Raw genomic sequence first — 19,558 nt, 5'->3', positions numbered from 1 at the left:
GGACATGCAAGTTAAGCAATTCGCCGCGCTCGGCGTGGGCGTTATCGGTAGCGGATGGGTCTCTCGCGCGCTCGCGCATGGTCTCGATGTCACCGTGTGGGACCCGTCGCCGGACGCCGAAGCAATCGTGCGTGCGAACGTCGCGAATGCGTGGCCTGCACTGCAACGCGTGGGGCTGGCGCCGGGCGCATCACAAGAACGGCTGCGCGTGGCCGCGACAGTCGAGGAATGCGTCGCGGATGCGGACTTCATTCAGGAAAGCGCGCCGGAGCGCGAGGAACTCAAGCTCGCGCTGCATGAGCGCGTGAGCCGCGCAGCGAAGCCCGAGGCCATCATCGCGTCATCGACGTCGGGGCTTTTGCCGAGCGATTTCTATGCGAACGCGGTCCGCCCGGAGCGATGCATCGTCGGACACCCGTTCAATCCGGTCTATCTGCTGCCGCTCGTCGAAGTGCTCGGCGGCGGGCATACGTCGGAAGAGTCGATCGATGATGCGATCACGTTCTATTCGAGCATCGGCATGCGGCCGTTGCGCGTGCGTGCCGAAGTGCCGGGGTTCATCGCCGACAGATTGCTCGAAGCGTTGTGGCGCGAGGCGCTGCATCTCGTGAACGAGGGCGTCGCGACCACCGGCGAGATCGACGACGCCATCCGCTACGGCGCGGGCATTCGCTGGTCGTTCATGGGCACGTTCCTGACCTATACGCTTGCGGGCGGCGAAGCGGGCATGCGGCACTTCATGCAGCAGTTCGGGCCGGCGCTGGAATTGCCGTGGACGAAACTCGTCGCGCCGAAGCTCACCGACGAACTCATCGATCGCGTCGTGGATGGCACCGCGAAGCAGACGAACGGGCGTAGCATCAAGGATCTCGAACGGTATCGCGACGACTGCATCACGAGTGTCATCGCGGCGATCGCTGAGGCAAAGGCGCGCCACGGCATTGAGGACTGAACGATGATCTACCGCGACACGGTCAGGCCCGAATGGGTCGACTACAACGGCCACTTGCGCGATGCGCACTACATGCTGATCTACAGCCTCGCGACCGATGCGTTCATGGACACCATCGGTCTCGGCGATGCAGCGCGGCGCACGCGTCATCGCACGCTGTACACGCTGGAGGCGCATATCAGCTATTTGCGCGAGTTGAAGGAAGGCGCGGCCGTGCGTGTCGATGCACGCGTCATCGCGCGGGACGCTAAGCGCATCCACCTGTATCTGCAGATGTTCGAAGGCGAGGGTAGCGATGCCGTATCCGCATGCGAACAGATGCTGATGCATATCGACACGAGCGGCGCGCCGAAAGCCGCTTCGTTCGACGACGATATCGCTGCGAACATCGCCGCGCAGGCGACGATTGCAGCGACGGAGGCAAGCCATGCGGGTCGAGTGATCGGCTTGCCGGTGCGTCGTGCGGGTTAGTGTCCTTGTTTCAGGCTGCGCCGCGCGAGCACGCTCATGAGCAGCGTGCCGCTCACGAGCGCGGCGAGATAAACGCCCGCTACCATCCAGTCCAATCCACTCACGGTCTTTCTCCTTCCAAGGTCGCCGCGATGAAGCGGCGCGAGGTTATTCACGCCATTGCGCGCATGTTCTGGCCTGATTTACGGCAGGCACGCGCAAAGGTTTAGCGTCGAATGAAAGGAGCGACCGGGGCCGATACTTTTCTGTCCGCCGCGCTGCAAGCAGGCAGGCGGCGGCACGTGCGTTACTTCGCCACTTGCTCGCGCCATTTGTACGCCTGCTCCCAGCCGAGCGAACGCTTGAGCTTCTCATTGCTGAGCAGCGTTTCGAATTCGCCCAACTGTTTCCTGACCGGCACGTCCGGATAGAACCGCTTCAGCAGCTCGGCCGTGGGCAGGTCGGACGACACGTCATCGGCGGCGACGTTCATCACCTGAAAGCCCAGACCGTCTTTCTCGATGGCGAGGCGCGCCGCCGTCGCGAGATCGCGACCGTCGATATAGCTCCACGCAATGCGCTTTCTCAACGCGGGGTCCGCGAGCCACGTCGGGAATTTCTGGTAATCGACAGGATCGAGCACGTTGCCGATGCGGAAACAGTAAATGTCCGCGCCCGTGCGCGCATGAAACGCCTTGGCCGTGATCTCGTTGATGACCTTGGACGTGGCATAGCTGTCCATCGGATCGACGGGATATTCTTCATCGAGCGGAAAGTACACGGGATCGCGATGGCGGTGCGCGAACACCACGCCATACGTCGTCTCGCTCGACGCGACGATCACCTTGCGAATGCCGAGTTTCGAGGCCGCATCGAGTATGTTGTACGTGCCCATCACGTTGATGCGGAACACCTCGTTGTCCGTCGTGACGAGAATGCGCGGAATGGCCGCGAAATGCACGATGGCGTCGATCTGCTTCGGCTCGATGTCGTCGTCGAACTCGCGGGGCGTCGTGCTCGAGGCCAGCGCGTTGAAGACCTGCCCCGCATCGGTGATGTCGGTAATGAGCGTTCGCGCGGTGCCTTTCGCCATCGGCACGCGGTCCACGTTCAGCACTTCGTAGCCGTGCGCGACCAGATCTTCCACCACCCATTTGCCGGCCAGCCCGCTGCCGCCGGTCACAATCACTCGCTTCGTCATGCTGTGGCTCCTTTTGAGTTCGACAGTGTGTGCGTGCATCGTAGCCCCGCTTCGCATCTCATTTCTGTGACGCGCGTCATAGCGGCGTGCGCCTTCGACTGCGGGTCAACCCCGATGCCCGACTATGACGCGCGTCACAGATTTCGCGTTTGCCGCGCCCCTATCATCGGTTCCAGCCTGAACAGGAGGACGGACCGGTGAGCGCACTATCGTCGAACAAGGCATCAAACAACGGGTCACGCAGCTTCGAATTCTTGCGTGCCTGCCTGCGCATTCGTGAATTGAACGTGCTGTCCGTGCTGCTGCTGGTGGGTCTTCTCATCAGCTTCTTCTCGCCGTATTTCCTCACCACGAACAACCTGATGGGCGTGTTCCGCTCGTTCTCGCTCGTGGCGCTGATGTCCATCGGCATGATGCTCGTCATCATCACGGGCGGCATCGATCTTTCTGTCGGCTCCGTCATGGGCCTGTCGTCGCTCGTTACGGCGCTCGCGTTTCAACACGGCATGTCCGCACTCGTCGCGGTCCCGGCGGGGCTCGCGGTGGGCGTGATAGCGGGTGCCTTCAACGGCCTCATGATCACGTGGATACAGTTGCCGCCGTTCATTGCGACGCTCGGCACGCTGTCCATCGGCCGCGGGCTGATGTACATCATCACCAAGGGCGTGCCGGTCACGCCGGACGTGTCCGATGCGTTCACCTTCATCGGTCAGGGCTATATCGGCTTCGTGCCGTTTCCCGTCGTCATCCTGTTGGCGATGACCGTGATGTTCTCCGTCGTCATGCGTCAGACGCGCTTCGGCCGTCATGTCTACGCGACGGGCGGCAACGAAGTGGCCGCGCGGCTTTCGGGCGTGCGTACCGCGCGCGTGAAGTTCACGGTCTACGTGCTGTCCGGATTCATCGCGTCGATGGCGGGCGTCATTGCGTTCTCGCGCTTCGTCTCGGCCGAGCCGGCGTCGGGCTTCGGCGCGGAGCTGGACGTGATCGCGGCAGCGGCCATCGGCGGTGCGAGCCTGTCGGGCGGCGCGGGCAGCGTGGAAGGCGCGATCATCGGCGCGGCGCTCGCGGGCATCATCACGAACGGCGTGGTGCTCCTCAACATCGATACCTATGCGCAGCAGGCCATTACCGGCTGCGTGATTCTGATCGCAGTCAGCATCGACATCTGGCGCGTGCGCCGCAAGGGACGTTGATTCCCGTCGATTCCGGTTTATTCCAACGAGGAGACGAAGCATGAAAAACACGCCGAAGATCATCGCCAGCATGGCGCTTTCGCTGTGCGCCGCGCTCGGCAACGCCGCGAACGCGAAGGAAGCCAAGGACATCTCGGTCGCCGTCATACCGAAGGTGGCCGTACCGTTCTTCGACGACTGCAACAAGGGCGCGCAATCGGCCGCGGACAAGGCGGGCGTCAAGTATCAGTGGGTCGTGCCGCAGAACACGCAGGGCTCGACACAGGTGCAGATCATCGAGGATCTGATCTCGCGTCACGTCGATGGCATTGCCATTTCGGTGAACGAGCCGAAGTCGGTCGAAAGCGTGATGAAGCGCGCTGCCAAGAGCGGCGTGAAAGTGCTGACCTACGATTCCGATTCGCCCAACAGCGGGCGTTCGATGTACATCGGCACGAACAACGTGCAGGCCGGCGAGACGATGGCGGACACGATGGGACACGCGTTGAACGGCAAGGGCGAAGTGGCGATCATCACCGGACAGCTCGGCGCGGTGAACCTCAACGAGCGCATCTCGGGCATCAAGAAGGGCCTGGCGAAGTATCCGGGCATCAAGATAGTCGAAACGCAAGGCACGGATGACGATCTCGCGCGAGGCGTGTCGGTCGTGGAAACGACGCTGCGCGCGCATCCGAATCTCAACGGCATCTTCGGCGTGAGTCAGGTCGGCGGGCCGGCGGTGGCGAAGGTGCTCAATACGAAGGAATTCGGCGCGATGAAAGGCAAGCTCGAAGTGCTGGCCTTCGACGATCTGCCCGATACGCTGAAGGGTCTGAGGGAAGGTTATATCCAGGGCATCATGGTGCAGCGGCCGGTGACGATGGGCTCGCTCGCGGTTCAGCATCTCGTCGCGCAAATTCAGGGCAAGGAGACGCAAGAGAAAGACATCGACACGGGCGTGACGGTGGTGACGAAGGACAACATCGGCAGCTACACGAAATGACGGACGCCCGCGATCGCGCGACACCTTTCCTGACGATGCGCGGCATATCGAGGACGTTCCCCGGCGTGAAGGCGCTGGACCGCGTCGACCTCGACATCTATCCGGGCGAAGTGCTCGCGCTCGCGGGCGAGAACGGCGCGGGCAAGAGCACGCTCATGAAGGTGCTGACGGGTGTGCATGCGCCGGATCCCGGTGGCGTCATCGTCGTGGAAGGACGCGAAGTGATGATCGCGGACAGTCATCATGCGCGTGCGCTCGGCATCAACATCATCTATCAGGAACTGGCCGTCGTCGAAAATCTGACGGTCGGCGAGAACATTTCTCTCGCGAAAGAGCCGCGTACGCGCTTCGGCCTCATCGATCGTGCGCGCATGTATCGCGAAGCACGCGACGTCCTGCGCATGATCGACATGGACGTCGATCCCGCGATGCGCGTGAGCGATCTGAGCGTCGGCCAGCGGCAGATGATCGAGATCGCCAAGGCGCTGTCCGCGCAGTCGAAAGTCATCGTCATGGACGAGCCGACCGCATCGCTCAGTCATCACGAAACCAGCGTGCTGCTCGGACTCGTGAAACGCCTGCGCGAAAGAGGCATCGGGGTCGTGTACATCTCGCATCGGCTCGAAGAGATTTTCGAACTGGCGGACCGCGTGACCGTGCTGCGCGATGGCCGCACCGTCAGCACCATGCCCATTGGGGAGGTCACGCGCGAAACGCTCGTGCGCCAGATGGTGGACCGCGAACTGAGCGAGCTATACGGCGAACCGCAATCGCACGCGAGCGAAGAGCCGGTGCTCGACGTACGCGATCTGTCGCTCAAGGCAAGAAAGCCCGCCGATGCGCGCCTGTGCGACATCAGCTTCACGCTGCATCGCGGCGAAGTGCTGGGCATTGCCGGGCTGGTGGGATCGGGGCGCACCGAAATCATGGAGATGATCTTCGGCATGCGTCCATCGACGGGTTCGATCCTGATCGAAGGAAAGCCGGTCTCCATTCGCAATCCGCACGATGCGATTCGCGCGGGCATCGGCTTCGTGACGGAGGATCGCAAGGCGCAGGGTCTCGTGCTCGGCATGAGCGTGCGCGAGAACTTCAGCCTCACGCATCTTTCGCGCTATTCGCCGTTCCAGTTCGTGCAGCATGCGCGCGAGCGTGCGAGCTGCATGGAATATGTGCGCATGCTGGGCATCAAGACGCCTGGCGTCGAACAGAAGGTCGTGAATCTGAGCGGCGGCAATCAGCAGAAGATCGTCATCGCCAAATGGGTGGCGCGCAATCCGAAAGTGCTGATCGTCGATGAACCCACGCGCGGCATCGACGTCGGCGCGAAAGCGGAAGTGCATGCGCTCATCGCGCGGCTGGCGGCGCAGGGCATCGGCGTGATCGTGATTTCATCCGATCTGCTGGAAGTGCTCTCCGTGAGCGATCGCATCCTGACCGTGCGCGAGGGACGCATCAGCGGAGAGCTGCGCCGCGCGGAAGCCTCGCAAGAGAAAGTGATGGCGCTTGCCACGGCCTGATTCCCAACCGAAGAACAGTCGAGCGAAACATGACCAAGATCGTCGTAGTGCATACCGGCCCCGTGACCGTCGAGCCGCTCAAGGTGCAATTCGCGGAGCAGATGCCCGATGCGCGCGTGGTGAACATCGTGGATGACAGCCTGCTCGCCGACGTGCGCGCGGCCGGACGCCTCACGCCCGAAGTCAGCCGGCGTCTCTATGCGTACATGTCGAGCGCGCAGGACATGGGCGCGGACATCATTCTGAACGCGTGTTCGTCGGTCGGCGAAGCGACGGATGTTTTGCGCGGACTCATTCGCACGCCCATCGTGAAGGTCGATGAAGCGATGGCCGAAGCCGCGAGCGCCCTCGGTGCGCGTATCGGCGTGGTCGCGACGGTATCGACGACGCTCGAACCGACGGTCCGTCTCATTCGCCGGAAGGCGGCGGAAGAGGGGCGCGAAGTCGATGTCACCGAATGCATCGCGCAAGGCGCCTTCGACGCATTGCTCGCAGGCGACGCGGCCCGGCACGACGACATCGTGACGCGCGCGATCATCGAACTCGCCGGTCATGTCGATGTGATCGTGCTCGCGCAAGTGTCGATGGCGCGGCTCGTACCCGCGCTCGGCTCGCTGCCGGTGCCGGTTTTATCGAGTCCGCAGAGCGGCGTTGCGGCGGTCAGACGTGCACTGACGGGCGCCGCTTAAACGGTCGCGAGCGCCTGCGTCCTGCCGATGAAACGCGAAACGAATGCAGGCGTCAACACGATCCTGCGTTCGCGCATATCGACGAGACCTTCGGCCCGGAGATCGCTGAAGTGCCGGTTCACCGATTCGCGCGACGTGCCGATGAATTCCGCGAGCTTGTCCTGCGCGATCGGCAAATCGATGAGGATCGCATCGCCATGCTCGGCGTAATCGCACGCGGTGCCGACCTGCCCCGAGAACATCACGAGTATGTTCGTGAGCCGCTTGCGCACATCGTGCAGCGAAAGGTTCTCGATCAACTGCTGCGCTTCCTGCCAGCGCAGATAATGGTTGCGCAGCACGAACTGGTTGATCACGTCATAGCGCTTGAGCAGATCCTTGAAGTCCTGCTTGCGGATATAGCAGACCATGCTCGGCGCGAGCGTCTGCGCGTGATGCGAGTAATTCGCCTGATTGAGCACGTCGCCATCGCCGAAGATCATGCCTGCCTTGACGAAGGCAAGCGTGATTTCCTGGCCGTCCTCGGTCAGCCGGTAAAGCCTGACGCTGCCGCTCTTGAGCAGATAGACATGCTCGCTCGATTCGTCCGGACGATAAACGATGCTGTTCTTGCGCAGCGTGCGATGGTCGCTGAAGGCGGGCATTACCTCGTCGAGGCAATGTCGCTGTATGAGAGAAAGCAGTTCGCTCTTGCCGACAAACCACATTGCCGTCTCCTTAAGGTTTCCTTTCGATCAACGCTCTCAGCGCGCGCTTGACCGATCGCATGAGGAGCCTTGCCGAAAAACGCGCTCATTCTACCCACCGAACTTTCTTTCGCGCATGGGCGGCGAGTGTGTTTTACCGCACATCGTGCTGAGAGATAAAAACCCGCTTTATTGCATTGCGGCAGCCGCGAGCACCAGGAGCGGCGTCGCTGCATGAGTGAAATTGCTGCGTGTGCGAAATAAAAAACTCACTGGCAAATACTAAGCACCTACGGGAAAGCCCTAGAAAAAACATCAGACGTCGGATGTATATTTCACGCCAGGCCACCTGCGAGAGCACTATGCGTCTAAGCGTCGAACGGTCGATGAGCGACAAGATTCAGGACTCGCTTCTCACGATGATCCGCGAGCGCAAGCTCAAGCCCGGCGACCAGATTCCCACGGAAATCGAGCTATGCGAGCTGCTCGGGGTCGGGCGCTCCAGCTTGCGCGAAGCAGTCGCCCAGATGATCTCGCACGGGCTGCTCGAACGCGTGCAGGGAAGAGGCACGTTCATCAGACAAATTTCGCTCAAGCTGCACGGCGGGCTGGATGATCTGATGTCCGTGACCGACATGATCAAGAGCGTGGGCGCAGTACCCTCGACGAGCCGCATTCAGACGGACACCATCGCGGCATCGGAGAGTCTTGCGGAGAAGCTGGGCATCGCGGTGGGCGACGCATGTGTACGCATCGAGCGCGTGCGTCGCGCGAACGAGGCGATCGCGGCATATTGCATCGACACCATTCCGAAGACGCTCTTCGATGCCGCGAATGGTGAGCTGGGCGAGTCGCTGTTCGGCATGTTCGCGCGTACCGGGCGGCGCTTGTCGCACACGCATACGTCGATACAGCCGACCATTCTCACGCCGCGCGACCTGCCCGAACTGGGCGATGGCTTCGGTGTGTTTCTGCTGCTGGACGAAGTGGATTTCGATCAGAGCGGCCAGCCGCTCTGCTATAGCAACGACTACTACAACGCGAGCATCTTCAAGTTCGACCTGGTGCGCAAACGTCGCTGAAGCGTTTCGATGAGCCGCGCGCTATCACACATCGGAGGAGACACCGATGGAGTTCGAAGCATTCACCGCATCGGCGCTCGCCGATTACCTGGGTGGCATCGCCGAGGTGCGCGATCGCCTGGGCGATCCCGCCGATCTCGAGATCGTCGAAGTAGGCGACGGCAATCTGAACTTCGTGTACTTCGTGACCAATACGAAGGCGCGCGAGCGCAGTGTCGTCGTCAAGCAGGCGCCGCCGTTTCTGCGCCTCGTCGGCAAGAACTGGCCGTTGTCATGCCAGCGCATGGATCATGAAGTCGCGGCGTTGCGCCGCTTCGGCGCGCTCTGTCCGCAGCACGTGCCGCAGGTCTATCACGCCGACGGCAAGCGCTTCCTGATGGTCATGCAGCATCTCTCGTCGCATCGCATCCTGCGGCATGGATTGATGGATGGCGTCACGTATCCGCTGATGGCCGAGCATCTCTCGACCTATCTCGCGCAGACGCTTTTCTTCGGCTCCGATCTGTACCTCGCGCCGGACATCAAGAAGCAGGCGATGAGCGGCGCGGTCAATGCCGAGCTGTGCAAGATCACGGAAGACCTCGTCTTCACGTTTCCGTTCGAAGATCATCCGTCCAACGTCTACAGTCCGGCGTTGCCGAAGTCGGCGCTCGAACGCCTTCGTACCAACGACGCGTTGCGCATGGCCGCGGCCGACATGAAATGGGCGTTCATGAATCACGCCGAGACCTTGCTGCACGGCGATCTGCACACCGGCTCGATCATGGTCAACGAACGCGAGACCTATGTCATCGATCCCGAGTTCGCCTTCTATGGACCGATGGGCTTCGACATCGGCGCGCTGATCGCCAATCTGCTGCTCGCGTACTTCTCGCGCGACTATCACGGGCGGCTCAATGGCGGCGATCCAGCCGCGTATCAGGAATGGCTGCTCGATCAGACCGTGCGCATCTGGAACGGCTTCAGCGGGAAGTTTCTCGCGTTGTGGCGCGATCACGAAAGCCGCAGCGGTCGGCCCTTCATCGGCGGATCGGCGGATAGCCGCGCGGTCGATGCGTATCGCGCGCACTTCATGCGGCGGCTCCTCGCGGACACGCTCGGCTTCGCGGGCTGCAAGATGATCCGGCGCATCGTCGGCATGGCGAAGGTCGCGGAAATCACGCGCATTCCCGATGCCGAACTGCGCGCGCAAATCGAAGTGCGCGCGCTGCGCTGCGCCGAAGCGTTGCTCGTGCAGCGAACCGCCTTGACCGATATCGAACACGTCGTCCTGCTCGCGCGCGACGTGGAGCACGACGCCATCGCACAACGCTGACCGGAGCACGAATGAATTCGCAGACCTTGTTCCCGACGCTCGCCCCGACCATCGAATGGCGTGACGACACGCTGTTGCTGCTCGATCAGACGCGCCTGCCGCACGAGATCGTCGTGGAGCATGTCACCGATGCAGCCGCCGTGTGGCGCGCCATTCACGAGTTGCGCGTGCGCGGCGCGCCTGCCATCGGCGTGGCGGCGGCATACGGCTTGTGCGTCGCGATGCAGGATGCGCGTGGGTTGCCTGTCGCCGGGTTTCGCGCGGAACTGGAGCGGCGCGCGGCCTGGCTCGATACCGCGCGTCCCACTGCGGTGAACCTGAGCTGGAGCCTCAGGCGCATGACGAGGCGCGCGCGCGAATGCAACGCGCAAGATTCCGCCGCGCTCTACGACGCGCTCGTCGATGAAGCGCGGCGCATCCATGAAGAAGATATCGCGCTATGCGAAGGCATCGGTGAGCACGGCATGTCCCTGATCGCGCCGGGCAACGGCGTGCTCACGCACTGCAATGCGGGCGCGCTCGCGACGACCGGGCTCGGCACGGCCACGGCTCCGATCTATGCGGCGCATCGCGCGGGCATCGCGTTCAGCGTCTTTGCCGACGAGACGCGGCCTCTATTGCAGGGCGCGCGCCTCACGGCGTTCGAGCTGCAACAGGCGGGCGTGGACGTCACGCTCATCATGGATGGCGCGGCCGCGTCGATCATGTCGCAAGGTTTGGTGGATCTCGTGATCGTCGGCACGGATCGCGTCGCGGCCAACGGCGACTTCGCGAACAAGATCGGCACGCTGGGACTCGCCATCGCCGCGCGCCATTACGGCATTCCGTTCTATGTCGCGTGTCCGTCATCGACGCTGGACTTTTCATCGGCGACGGGCGAGCGCATCGAGATCGAAGAACGGTCCGGCACCGAAGTCACGCATCTCGCGGGGCAGCGTGTCGCGCCGGAGAACATCAAGGCGCGCAATCCCGCTTTCGATGTGACGCCGCATGAACTCGTCACCGGATTCATCACGGAACGCGGGATCGTGAAAGCGCCGTTCGAACGCTCGCTCAAGAGCCTCTTCGCCGCCGAGGGCAACGCGGCATGAGCGCGGCGGATGAGGGCGCGCTGCGCCGGGGCATCGTCGATACGGCGCTCGACATGGAACGGCTCGGCATCAATCAGGGCACGTCGGGCAACGTCAGCGCGCGCTTGCTCGATGGCTTCCTCATCACGCCGAGCGGCGTGCCCGCGCGCGAGCTGAGCGTGGAAAGCATCGTCTATCTGCCGCTCGACGTATCCGACAGTGACGACGTGCTTCGCACTGCGAGGCCTTCATCGGAATGGCGCATCCATCGCGACTTGCTGCGCGCGCGTCCGGACATGCATGCCGTGGTGCATACGCATTCGACGGCGGCAACGGCGCTCGCCATGCATGGCCGCGAGATTCCGGCCGTGCATTACATGGTCGCGGCGGCGGGCGGAACATCGATTCGCTGTGCGCCGTATGCGCTGTTCGGCACGCAGGCGCTGTCGGATCATGCGCTCGCCGCGCTCCAAGGAAGGCGCGCGTGCCTGCTCGCGCATCACGGTGTCGTTGCGCTCGGTGCGGATCTTTCGCGCGCAGTGTGGCTCGCGCATGAAGTGGAGGTGCTCGCGAGGCAGTATTTGCTGGCGTTGCAATTCGGCGCGCCGCCGGTCTTAACGGACGAACAGATGCATGAAGTGCTGGAGAGATTCAAGACGTATGGCAAGCGCAGCAAGGACGATTGAAATCCGCGACAAGACATCAAGTCACTGCAATGAACAACTCGTACAAAGGAGACAGTCATGGCCTGGAGTTCGGCACGGTTCGATAGTTGGGGCGCATTATGCAAGTCCACCGGCGCGTTGCTGCTGTGCGCAGCGGCGCTCGCGGGATGCAACAAGAGCGAGAACGCGTCGTCGGGCGGCAGCACGGCCCAGCGCGCAAGCGACAGCGCGAGCGCAAGCGCACCGGCGGCCGCACCGGCAAGCGCGCCGGCAGCGGCGGCATCGAACGGTGCGAAGCCGAAGATCGGCTTCTCTATCGCGACGCTGAACAACGCGTTCTTCGTGGGCCTGAAGGCCGGCGTCGAGCGCGGCTCGAAGGATCAGGGCTTCGACCTCGTGCAGACCAACGCGAACGGCGATGCGCAACAGCAGGTCAACGATGCGCTCAATCTGCTGAGTCAGGGCGTGACCGCGCTCGTGCTGAATCCGATCGATTCGAAGGCCATCATTCCGGCGGTCGAGAAGGCGAATCAGATGAACATTCCGGTGTTCACGCTGGATCGCGGATCGGACGGCGGCAAGGTGACGTCGTTCGTCGCGTCGGACAACGTCGCGCTTGGGCAGACGGCGGCGAAGTGGATCGCGGAGCAGTTGAAGAAGCGCTACGGATCGGAGAAGGGCAACGTCGTCGATCTGATCGGTCTCGTCGGCACCACGGCCGCGACCGACCGCGAGAAGGGCTTCAGCGACGAGATCGCGAAGTATCCGGACATCAAGGTCGTGGCGCGTCAGGAAGGCGCATTCGATCAGGAGAAGTCGCTCAACGCGATGACCAACATCCTGCAGAAATACCCGCAGATCGACGCGGTGTTCGGCGCGAATGACGACAACACGGTGGGCGCGGAAAAGGCCATCGACAACGCGGGACGCTACAAGCCGCTCGACGACAAGGCGCACATCATGGTGATCGGCGCGGACGGCACCGCGCAGGCGCTCTCGGCCATTCGCGCGGGCAAGCAGGACGCGACCATCTCGCAGAACCCCATCAAGATGGCGGCGAAGTCGCTGCAGTTCATCGCGGACTACAACGCGAAGAAGGACGTGCCCGCGAACTATGCGTGGCCGACCATGCTGATCGACAAGTCCAACATCGACTCGGATGCGGTCAAGCAATACGGCCTGTGGTCCGAGGAAGTGAAGCAGTAAGGCCAACCGGCGGCCGCGTGTGCACGCATCGCGCGGCCGCGAGCGGAATGCGAACATGACAGTCGAAACCGAAGCGCAGGCACGCAAGCCCTCGAGCACGAAGGCGCCGCTTCTGCGCATGCAGGGCATCGTCAAGAGCTTTCCCGGCGTGAAGGCGCTGCGCGGCGTGAGCCTCGAATTGCACGCGGGTCACGTGATGGCCATCGTCGGGGAGAACGGCGCGGGCAAGTCCTCGCTCGTCAAGACGCTTTCGGGCGCGTACGAGCCGGATGAAGGCGACATCGAGATCGACGGCCAGCCGCTCGCGCGCGGCACGAATGCGGCAATCGACGCGGGCGTGGCCGTCATCTATCAGGAGCTGTCGCTCATCAACGACATGACGGTCGCGGAGAACCTGTTCCTCGGGCGCATGCCCGCGCGGAACGGCTTCGTGCGACAGCGCGAGGCGCATGCGATGGCGCGTGAAGCGCTCGCGCGCGTGGGCCTCGACAACGTGCCGCCGTGGATGCGTTTGGGCGACTTGCCGCTCAACAAGCGGCAACTGGTGGAAGTGGCGAAGGCGATTGCGCGCGATGCCCGCATTCTCGTGATGGACGAGCCGACCGCCGCGCTGCAAAGCCACGACATCGAGAACCTGTATGCGGTCGTGCGTCGATTGCGGGAAGCGGGCATGGGCATCATCTTCATCTCGCATCATCTGGAAGAAGTGTTCGAGCTGGCCGACTCGGCGGTCGTGATGCGCGATGGCGCGACCGTCGGCGCGCGCCCGATGTCCGAATGGACCGAAGCGGAGCTCGTGCAGGCGATGGTCGCGCGCAATCTCGAATCGTTCTATCCGTGGGAGCCGCGCGATTATGGCGACGTGGTGCTCGACGTGCGCGATCTCGCGAGCGCGCCCATTCTGCGCAACGCGAGCTTCACGGTGCGCGCCGGCGAGATCGTCGGCATTGCGGGGATTGCGGGCGCGGGGCGCACAGAGTTGCTGAAGACGATCTTCGGCGCGCTGCCCGCGACGCATGGCGAGATCGCCGTGAGAGGCAGGAAGGTCACGAATCATTCGCCGACCGAAGGCGTGCGCCACGGGCTCGTCTATACGTCCGAGGATCGCAAGCTCGAAGGGCTCGTGCTCGATGCCAGCATCGAAGAGAACGTCGCGCTGTCGAGCCTCAAGGCGCTCGCGAGCGGCGGCTTCGTGAGCCGCGCGAGAAAGCGCAAGCTCGCGCAGGACGCGAGCACGCGTTTCGGCGTGCGCGCATCGTCGGTGCTGCAGATCACGGGCACGCTATCGGGCGGCAATCAGCAGAAGGTCATTCTCGGGCGCGCCACCGCGACGAATCCCGCCGTCATCATGCTCGACGAGCCCACGCGCGGCATCGACGTGGGCGCGAAGACCGAGATCTACGCGCATATGGTGAAGATGGCGCGCGCGGGAGCGGCGGTCATCATGGTGAGTTCGGAGTTGCCGGAACTGCTCGGCATGTCGGATCGCGTGCTCGTGATGTATCGCGGCAGCATCGTGACCGAGATCGCGCGCGACAAGGCGGACTCCGAAACGGTGATTCAATGGGCAACGACAGGAGCAGGCGCATGACATCCACGGCAGCCAACCGGGCGGACACCGAAGCGCTCTCGCGCCGCGTGATCCGTCAACTGAGAACGGGCATCGGGCCATTGCTGGCCGCGCTCATCATCATCTGCGTGGCGTTGTCGATCGCATCGCCCGAATTTCTGACGACGAGCACGCTCACCAACATCATGGTGCAGGTGTCCGTCGTCGGCATCGCGGCGGTGGGCGGCACGTTCGTCATCATCACGTCGGGCATCGATCTTTCGGTGGGGTCGCTCGTCGCGCTGAGCGGCATGGTCGCCGCGACCTTCATGGCGGGATCAAGCCCGGATGCGGTGGGTCTCGGCATCGGCGGACTCTTCATTGCGCTCGCGACGGGCGCGGCGGTCGGAGCGATCAACGGCATCGCGATTTCGTGGCTGCGTCTCGTGCCCTTCATCGTCACGCTCGCCGCGATGGCCATGGCGCGCGGCCTCACGCTCGCCATCTCCGACGGCCGCACGAAGTTCGATTTCCCGAACGCGTTCACCGTGTTTGGCGCGAAGGCGATCGCGGGCCTGCCCATGCCGATGATCGTGATGCTCGTCGTGTTCGTCATCGGTCATGTGCTGCTGCGCAAGACGACCTTCGGCCATCAGGTGTTCGCGGTCGGCGGCAATCAGGAAGCCGCGCGGCTCGCGGGCATTCCGGTGCGGCGCGTCGTGTTCTTCACGTACATGCTCGCGGGCGTGACGGCGGCCATTGCGGGCATCGTGCTCGCGGGGCGGCTCAACTCCGCCTTGCCTTCGGCGGCGAACGGACTCGAGCTTCAGGTCATCGCGGCCATCGTGATCGGCGGCACGTCGCTCGCGGGCGGACGCGGGTCGATCGTCGGCACGTTCATCGGCGTGGTGCTGATCGGCGTGATCAACGTCGGTCTGTCGCTGCTCGGCGTGAATCCGTTCTGGACGCAGTTCATTCAGGGCGGCGTGATTTTCGCGGCGGTCCTGCTCGACGCATTGAGCCAGCGCAGAAAGCTGTGACGCACGCCATCAACGCAAAACAAGGAGACGCGGCAATGAAGAAGATCATCAACAACCCGGAAACCTTCGTCGACGAAATCATCGATGCCTTGTTGCTCGCGCATCCGAAATGGATCAAGGCGGCCAACGCCGACAAGCGCGCGCTCGTTCGCGCCGATGCGCCGAAGCAAGGCCGCGTGGGTATTGTGACGGGCGGCGGCTCGGGCCACATGCCGGGCTTTCTCGGCTATGTGGGCGAAGGCTTGTGCGGCGGCGTGGCGGTGGGCAACGTGTTCTCGTCGCCGTCGTCCGAACAGATACTCGAAGCGACCAAGGCGGTGAACGGCGGCGCGGGCGTGCTGTACGTGTACGGCAATTACGGCGGCGACGTGCTCAACTTCGATCTCGCATCCGATCTCGCCGATGCGGAAGGCATCGACATCAAGACCGTCGTGCTGACCGACGACGTGGCATCCGCGCCGAAGGAACGCGCAGCCGACCGTCGCGGCGTGGCAGGCATGGTGTTCGCGTTCAAGTGCGCGGGCGCGGCGGCCGAACGCGGCGATTCGCTCGACGAAGTGGCGCGCATCTGCGCGAAGGCCAACGCGAATTGCCGCACGATGGGCGTGGGCCTTTCGCCGACGATCCTCCCCGCAGCGGGCAAGCCGACGTTCACGCTGCCGGATGGCGAGATGGAGATCGGCATCGGCATTCACGGCGAACCGGGCACGCATCGCGGCGCGCTGCAGTCGGCGGACAGCATCGCGGACACGCTGATGCGCCAGATTCTCGACGATCTCGCCGCGCCGAAGGGTGCGCGTCTTGCACTGCTCGTGAACGGCCTCGGCGCGACGCCGCTCGAAGAGCTGTATCTGCTGTATCGGCGCGCGGCGAAGATCATTGGCGATGACGGGCTGACAGTTGCGTGGTCGTATGTCGGCGAGTATGTGACGAGTCTGGAGATGGCGGGTGCATCGATCACGGTCATGCTGCTCGACGACGAACTCGAAGCGCTGCTCGACGCGCCTGCGCATTCACCGTTCTTCCGCGAAGGCACGCGCGCTTGATAAGGATGCCGAAATGACTACGAAAGAATTGATCGACGTTCTGACGCGCGCATTGAGCGCGCTTCCCGCGCATGCCGACGAGTTGCGCGATCTCGACGCCGCCCTCGGCGACGGCGATCTCGGCATCACGGTGCGCGCGGGATCGGAAGCGGTCGTGAAGGCCATCGGCGCGTTGCCGGATGAAGCGGGTATCGGCGACGTTCTGCTCGCGGCGGGCAAGGCGTTCTCGACCGCGAATCCGTCGACGTTTGCCGCGCTGGTGGGCGGCGGACTGCTCGCCGCCGCGAAGACGATGCAGGGCAAGACCGCGCTCGCCCGCGACGACGCGCTCGGCATCGGGCGGGCGGTGGCGGCGCGCATCGTCGAACGCGGCAAGAGCAAGGTCGGCGACAAGACCGTGCTCGATGCGCTGGTGCCGAGTCTCGACGTGCTGGAGACATCGCAAGGAAGCGCGGCCGATACGCTCGATGCGATGATCGCCACGGCGAAGGAGCGCGTGGCCGAGACCGCGAAGATGCAGTCGCAGAAGGGTCGCGCGGCGTGGGTGCAGGAACGCAGCGTCGGGCATCCCGATCCGGGCGCGACGGCATATGTCCGCTTTCTCGAAGCGTTGCGCCAGGCGGTGGATCGAGGCGCGTGAGGGCCGGGGCGTGGCGGCTGCATCGCGCGAGCGTCACGCCTTCGCCTTCACCTTCCACGAGCGGCATCATCGCGAATGACGATGGTGCCTTTCCCAAATACCACGTACAAAGCGCTTCGTCTGGCGCATCATGCTCCCACAACATTGACTCGCCGAACGAAGGCGTGCCTTCGCGAGCGGCGCATTGACGGAGCGAGACGAAGCAATGCAATTCGAACACGGAGCGGACGGTCCGCAGACGCTTTACGACAAGATCTGGAAGCATCACACCGTCATGTCACGCGACGACGGACAAGACCTGCTGTTCATCGACCGCCATTTCATTCACGACGTCACCGCGCAGTCCTTCGATCTCTTGCGCCAGCGCGGACTCAAGCCGCGCTCGCCGGAGCGCATCTTCGGCACGGCGGATCACTATGTTTCCAGCGCGGCCAACGACATGTCCGCCGTGACCGACCCGGAACGGCGCGCCATGATTCATGCGTTGCAGCGTGATGCAGCCGAGTCGCGCATCATGCTGTTCGACATGGACGATTCGCGCCGCGGCATCGTGCACGTGGTCGGTCCCGAACAGGGCTTGAGTCTGCCGGGGATGACGGTCGTGTGCGCCGACAGCCATACGTCGACGCACGGCGCGATGGGCGCGCTCGCATTCGGCATCGGCGCGACGGAAGTGGCGCACGTCCTCGCCACGCAATGCCTGTGGCAACGCAAGTCGGCCAACATGCGCGTCACGCTCGACGGCACGCGCGGCCCCGGCGTCACGGCCAAGGACATGATCCTCGCGGTCATCGCGCACATCGGCGTGGCGGGCGCGGTGGGTCACGTGATCGAGTACGCCGGGTCCGCCATCGCCGGTCTCTCGATGGAAGGCCGGCTCACGCTCTGCAACATGACCATTGAAGCCGGCGCGCGTGCCGGCATGATCGCGCCGGACGAAACCACGTTCGCGTATCTCGCCGGGCGTCCGTACGCGCCCAAGGGCGAGCAATGGGACCGCGCGATGGCGCACTGGCGCACGCTCTTCACCGACCCCGGCGCGCGCTTCAACCGGGAGATTCATATCGACGTCGGCGGCATCGCGCCGATGGTGACATGGGGCACCACGCCGGAATACGCCTGCGCCATCGACCGGCGCGTGCCCGATCCCGCGAAAGAGGCCGATCCCGATTTGCGCGCGGCCATGTCGAAGGCGCTCGACTACATGGGGCTGGCCCCGAACGTGACGCTCGAAGGCGTGGCGATCGACCGCGTGTTCATCGGCTCGTGCACGAACGGGCGCATCGAGGACATGCGAAGCGCGGCCGAGGTCGCGCGGGGACGCCGTATCGCATCGGGCGTCGAGGCTTGGGTGGTGCCCGGCTCGCACGAGGTGCGGGCGCAAGCCGAGGCCGAAGGGCTGGACCGCGTGTTCGTCGAAGCCGGTTTTCAGTGGCGCTTTCCCGGCTGCTCGATGTGCCTTGCCACCAACGGCGACATCGCCTCGCCGGGGCAGCGCTGCGCATCGACGTCCAATCGCAATTTCGTCGGCCGGCAAGGGCCCGGCGTGCGCACGCATCTGATGAGCCCGGCCATGGCGGCAGCCGCTGCCGTGACCGGCCGATTGACCGATGTGCGTCGCCTCTTGGGAGCCTGAACATGGAGAAGCTGACTCATCTCGACGCAGTCGCGGTCCCGATCGCCGCCATCAATTGCGATACCGACCAGATTCTGCCCGCGCGCTTCCTGCAAAAGCCGCGCTCCGACGACTTCGGCCAGTTCCTGTTCCGCGCGCTGCGCTTGCGTCCGGATGGCGAGGAGAACCCCGGCTTCGTGCTCAACCAGGCGCCGTTTCGCGAAGCGCGCATCGTGGTGGCGAACCATAACTTCGGCTGCGGTTCCTCGCGCGAGCACGCGGTATGGGCGCTCTACGACTACGGCATCCGCTCGGTCATCGCACCGAGCTTCGGCGACATCTTCTTCATCAACTGCCTGAAGAACGGACTGCTGCCTATCGTGCTGCCGGAGACGGTCGTGCTTCCGCTGCTCGAACGTCTTTCCGTCGATGCGGGCAGCCGGATTTCGATCGATCTGCCCGCGCAGACCGTGACCTTGCCCGACGGCACGTCGCATGGTTTCGCGATGGAGCCGTTCGCCAAGGAGTGCCTGCTGCGCGGCATGGACGAGATCGATTACACGCTTTCGCACCGCGAACGCATCGATGCGTTCGAGCGTGACCGCGTCGACGGATATTGAATCGCGCGATGTCTAAATAACCTGGAGGAGGTCA

At 63.8% G+C, this 19,558-nt stretch carries 19 protein-coding genes; 17 read left to right on the top strand and 2 right to left on the bottom strand.

Going from position 1 to position 19,558, the window contains the following annotated elements; genetic code table 11:
* Nucleotides 1-4: 4 nt before the first annotated feature.
* Together AWB72_RS07540 and AWB72_RS07535 are read left to right on the top strand one after the other, a co-directional pair.
* The gene (locus tag AWB72_RS07540; protein ID WP_087127985.1) at nucleotides 5-952 is read left to right on the top strand and encodes an L-carnitine dehydrogenase; all 948 of its coding nucleotides are present in this window, start codon (nucleotides 5-7) and stop codon (nucleotides 950-952) included.
* 3 nt (nucleotides 953-955) lie between these two features.
* Complete coding sequence (locus AWB72_RS07535; protein WP_040049801.1) at nucleotides 956-1,423, top strand: thioesterase family protein; 468 nt, start codon at nucleotides 956-958, stop codon at nucleotides 1,421-1,423.
* A 286-nt stretch (nucleotides 1,424-1,709) separates the two neighbouring features.
* On the opposite strand, the gene AWB72_RS07530 is transcribed toward AWB72_RS07535, so the two are convergent.
* Nucleotides 1,710-2,603: an NAD-dependent epimerase/dehydratase family protein gene (locus tag AWB72_RS07530; RefSeq protein ID WP_040049802.1), complete on the bottom strand. Its 894-nt coding sequence runs from the start codon at nucleotides 2,601-2,603 to the stop codon at nucleotides 1,710-1,712.
* Nucleotides 2,604-2,800: 197 nt separating this feature from the next.
* Between AWB72_RS07530 and AWB72_RS07525 the strand changes: the two genes are divergently transcribed.
* From AWB72_RS07525 to AWB72_RS07510, 4 genes are all read left to right on the top strand, one after another.
* Nucleotides 2,801-3,799: an ABC transporter permease gene (locus AWB72_RS07525; RefSeq protein ID WP_040049803.1), complete on the top strand. Its 999-nt coding sequence runs from the start codon at nucleotides 2,801-2,803 to the stop codon at nucleotides 3,797-3,799.
* A gap of 70 nt (nucleotides 3,800-3,869) precedes the next feature.
* Complete coding sequence (locus tag AWB72_RS07520; RefSeq protein WP_374728883.1) at nucleotides 3,870-4,781, top strand: sugar-binding protein; 912 nt, start codon at nucleotides 3,870-3,872, stop codon at nucleotides 4,779-4,781.
* Nucleotides 4,778-6,301 (top strand): sugar ABC transporter ATP-binding protein, encoded by a 1,524-nt coding sequence (locus AWB72_RS07515; protein ID WP_040049805.1) that lies wholly within the window; start codon nucleotides 4,778-4,780, stop codon nucleotides 6,299-6,301. The genes AWB72_RS07520 and AWB72_RS07515 overlap by 4 nt, the downstream gene beginning before the upstream one ends.
* A 29-nt stretch (nucleotides 6,302-6,330) precedes the next feature.
* A complete protein-coding gene (locus AWB72_RS07510) occupies nucleotides 6,331-6,990 on the top strand; it encodes an aspartate/glutamate racemase family protein (RefSeq protein ID WP_040049806.1) in 660 nt (219 codons plus the stop codon).
* On the opposite strand, the gene AWB72_RS07505 is transcribed toward AWB72_RS07510, so the two are convergent.
* The gene (locus AWB72_RS07505; protein ID WP_040049807.1) at nucleotides 6,987-7,697 is read right to left on the bottom strand and encodes a Crp/Fnr family transcriptional regulator; all 711 of its coding nucleotides are present in this window, start codon (nucleotides 7,695-7,697) and stop codon (nucleotides 6,987-6,989) included. The two genes, AWB72_RS07510 and AWB72_RS07505, sit on opposite strands and share 4 nt — an antisense overlap.
* A 365-nt stretch (nucleotides 7,698-8,062) precedes the next feature.
* On the opposite strand from AWB72_RS07505, the gene AWB72_RS07500 reads away from it, so the two are divergent.
* From AWB72_RS07500 to leuD, 11 genes are all read left to right on the top strand, one after another.
* Nucleotides 8,063-8,758 carry a GntR family transcriptional regulator gene (locus AWB72_RS07500; RefSeq protein ID WP_244285547.1) on the top strand — a complete coding sequence of 232 codons (696 nt, stop codon included), beginning with the start codon at nucleotides 8,063-8,065 and terminating at the stop codon, nucleotides 8,756-8,758.
* A 46-nt stretch (nucleotides 8,759-8,804) separates the two neighbouring features.
* A complete protein-coding gene (gene mtnK / locus AWB72_RS07495; RefSeq protein ID WP_040049809.1) occupies nucleotides 8,805-10,073 on the top strand; it encodes an S-methyl-5-thioribose kinase in 1,269 nt (422 codons plus the stop codon).
* A gap of 11 nt (nucleotides 10,074-10,084) precedes the next feature.
* Nucleotides 10,085-11,164: an S-methyl-5-thioribose-1-phosphate isomerase gene (mtnA, locus tag AWB72_RS07490; protein WP_040049810.1), complete on the top strand. Its 1,080-nt coding sequence runs from the start codon at nucleotides 10,085-10,087 to the stop codon at nucleotides 11,162-11,164.
* Nucleotides 11,161-11,829, top strand: coding sequence for a class II aldolase/adducin family protein (locus AWB72_RS07485; protein WP_040049811.1), 669 nt, complete (start codon nucleotides 11,161-11,163; stop codon nucleotides 11,827-11,829). The genes mtnA and AWB72_RS07485 overlap by 4 nt, the downstream gene beginning before the upstream one ends.
* A gap of 57 nt (nucleotides 11,830-11,886) precedes the next feature.
* Nucleotides 11,887-13,014 carry a sugar ABC transporter substrate-binding protein gene (locus AWB72_RS07480; protein ID WP_040049812.1) on the top strand — a complete coding sequence of 376 codons (1,128 nt, stop codon included), beginning with the start codon at nucleotides 11,887-11,889 and terminating at the stop codon, nucleotides 13,012-13,014.
* A gap of 55 nt (nucleotides 13,015-13,069) precedes the next feature.
* Nucleotides 13,070-14,605: a sugar ABC transporter ATP-binding protein gene (locus AWB72_RS07475; RefSeq protein ID WP_040049813.1), complete on the top strand. Its 1,536-nt coding sequence runs from the start codon at nucleotides 13,070-13,072 to the stop codon at nucleotides 14,603-14,605.
* Nucleotides 14,602-15,603 carry an ABC transporter permease gene (locus AWB72_RS07470; RefSeq protein ID WP_040049814.1) on the top strand — a complete coding sequence of 334 codons (1,002 nt, stop codon included), beginning with the start codon at nucleotides 14,602-14,604 and terminating at the stop codon, nucleotides 15,601-15,603. Before AWB72_RS07475 ends, AWB72_RS07470 begins: the two co-directional genes overlap by 4 nt.
* Nucleotides 15,604-15,638: 35 nt before the next feature.
* On the top strand, nucleotides 15,639-16,649 hold the full coding sequence (locus AWB72_RS07465) for a dihydroxyacetone kinase subunit DhaK (protein ID WP_040049815.1): 1,011 nt from the start codon (nucleotides 15,639-15,641) through the stop codon (nucleotides 16,647-16,649).
* Between the two features lie 13 nt (nucleotides 16,650-16,662).
* On the top strand, nucleotides 16,663-17,289 hold the full coding sequence (locus AWB72_RS07460) for a DAK2 domain-containing protein (RefSeq protein WP_040049816.1): 627 nt from the start codon (nucleotides 16,663-16,665) through the stop codon (nucleotides 17,287-17,289).
* A 205-nt stretch (nucleotides 17,290-17,494) separates the two neighbouring features.
* Complete coding sequence (leuC, locus tag AWB72_RS07455) at nucleotides 17,495-18,925, top strand: 3-isopropylmalate dehydratase large subunit (protein WP_040049817.1); 1,431 nt, start codon at nucleotides 17,495-17,497, stop codon at nucleotides 18,923-18,925.
* A 2-nt stretch (nucleotides 18,926-18,927) separates the two neighbouring features.
* Nucleotides 18,928-19,524 carry a 3-isopropylmalate dehydratase small subunit gene (gene leuD / locus AWB72_RS07450; protein WP_040049818.1) on the top strand — a complete coding sequence of 199 codons (597 nt, stop codon included), beginning with the start codon at nucleotides 18,928-18,930 and terminating at the stop codon, nucleotides 19,522-19,524.
* Nucleotides 19,525-19,558: the final 34 nt, after the last annotated feature.

Source organism: Caballeronia concitans, assembly GCF_001544615.1.
In the GTDB taxonomy this organism is placed as follows: Bacteria; Pseudomonadota; Gammaproteobacteria; order Burkholderiales; family Burkholderiaceae; genus Caballeronia; species Caballeronia concitans.
The sequence above is the reverse complement of the archived record's forward strand: the minus strand, read 5'-3'. Positions and strand labels throughout refer to the sequence as shown.

What these genes read in the sequence shown, in the direction of transcription:
- AWB72_RS07540 (WP_087127985.1), top strand. Translation starts at nt 5, where the DNA reads ATGCAAGTTAAGCAATTCGCCGCGCTCGGCGTGGGCGTTATCGGTAGC.
- AWB72_RS07535 (WP_040049801.1), top strand. Translation starts at nt 956, where the DNA reads ATGATCTACCGCGACACGGTCAGGCCCGAATGGGTCGACTACAACGGC.
- AWB72_RS07530 (WP_040049802.1), bottom strand. Translation starts at nt 2,603, where the DNA reads ATGACGAAGCGAGTGATTGTGACCGGCGGCAGCGGGCTGGCCGGCAAA.
- AWB72_RS07520 (WP_374728883.1), top strand. Translation starts at nt 3,870, where the DNA reads ATGGCGCTTTCGCTGTGCGCCGCGCTCGGCAACGCCGCGAACGCGAAG.
- AWB72_RS07515 (WP_040049805.1), top strand. Translation starts at nt 4,778, where the DNA reads ATGACGGACGCCCGCGATCGCGCGACACCTTTCCTGACGATGCGCGGC.
- AWB72_RS07510 (WP_040049806.1), top strand. Translation starts at nt 6,331, where the DNA reads ATGACCAAGATCGTCGTAGTGCATACCGGCCCCGTGACCGTCGAGCCG.
- AWB72_RS07505 (WP_040049807.1), bottom strand. Translation starts at nt 7,697, where the DNA reads ATGTGGTTTGTCGGCAAGAGCGAACTGCTTTCTCTCATACAGCGACAT.
- AWB72_RS07500 (WP_244285547.1), top strand. Translation starts at nt 8,063, where the DNA reads ATGAGCGACAAGATTCAGGACTCGCTTCTCACGATGATCCGCGAGCGC.
- mtnK (WP_040049809.1), top strand. Translation starts at nt 8,805, where the DNA reads ATGGAGTTCGAAGCATTCACCGCATCGGCGCTCGCCGATTACCTGGGT.
- mtnA (WP_040049810.1), top strand. Translation starts at nt 10,085, where the DNA reads ATGAATTCGCAGACCTTGTTCCCGACGCTCGCCCCGACCATCGAATGG.
- AWB72_RS07485 (WP_040049811.1), top strand. Translation starts at nt 11,161, where the DNA reads ATGAGCGCGGCGGATGAGGGCGCGCTGCGCCGGGGCATCGTCGATACG.
- AWB72_RS07480 (WP_040049812.1), top strand. Translation starts at nt 11,887, where the DNA reads ATGGCCTGGAGTTCGGCACGGTTCGATAGTTGGGGCGCATTATGCAAG.
- AWB72_RS07475 (WP_040049813.1), top strand. Translation starts at nt 13,070, where the DNA reads ATGACAGTCGAAACCGAAGCGCAGGCACGCAAGCCCTCGAGCACGAAG.
- AWB72_RS07470 (WP_040049814.1), top strand. Translation starts at nt 14,602, where the DNA reads ATGACATCCACGGCAGCCAACCGGGCGGACACCGAAGCGCTCTCGCGC.
- AWB72_RS07465 (WP_040049815.1), top strand. Translation starts at nt 15,639, where the DNA reads ATGAAGAAGATCATCAACAACCCGGAAACCTTCGTCGACGAAATCATC.
- AWB72_RS07460 (WP_040049816.1), top strand. Translation starts at nt 16,663, where the DNA reads ATGACTACGAAAGAATTGATCGACGTTCTGACGCGCGCATTGAGCGCG.
- leuC (WP_040049817.1), top strand. Translation starts at nt 17,495, where the DNA reads ATGCAATTCGAACACGGAGCGGACGGTCCGCAGACGCTTTACGACAAG.
- leuD (WP_040049818.1), top strand. Translation starts at nt 18,928, where the DNA reads ATGGAGAAGCTGACTCATCTCGACGCAGTCGCGGTCCCGATCGCCGCC.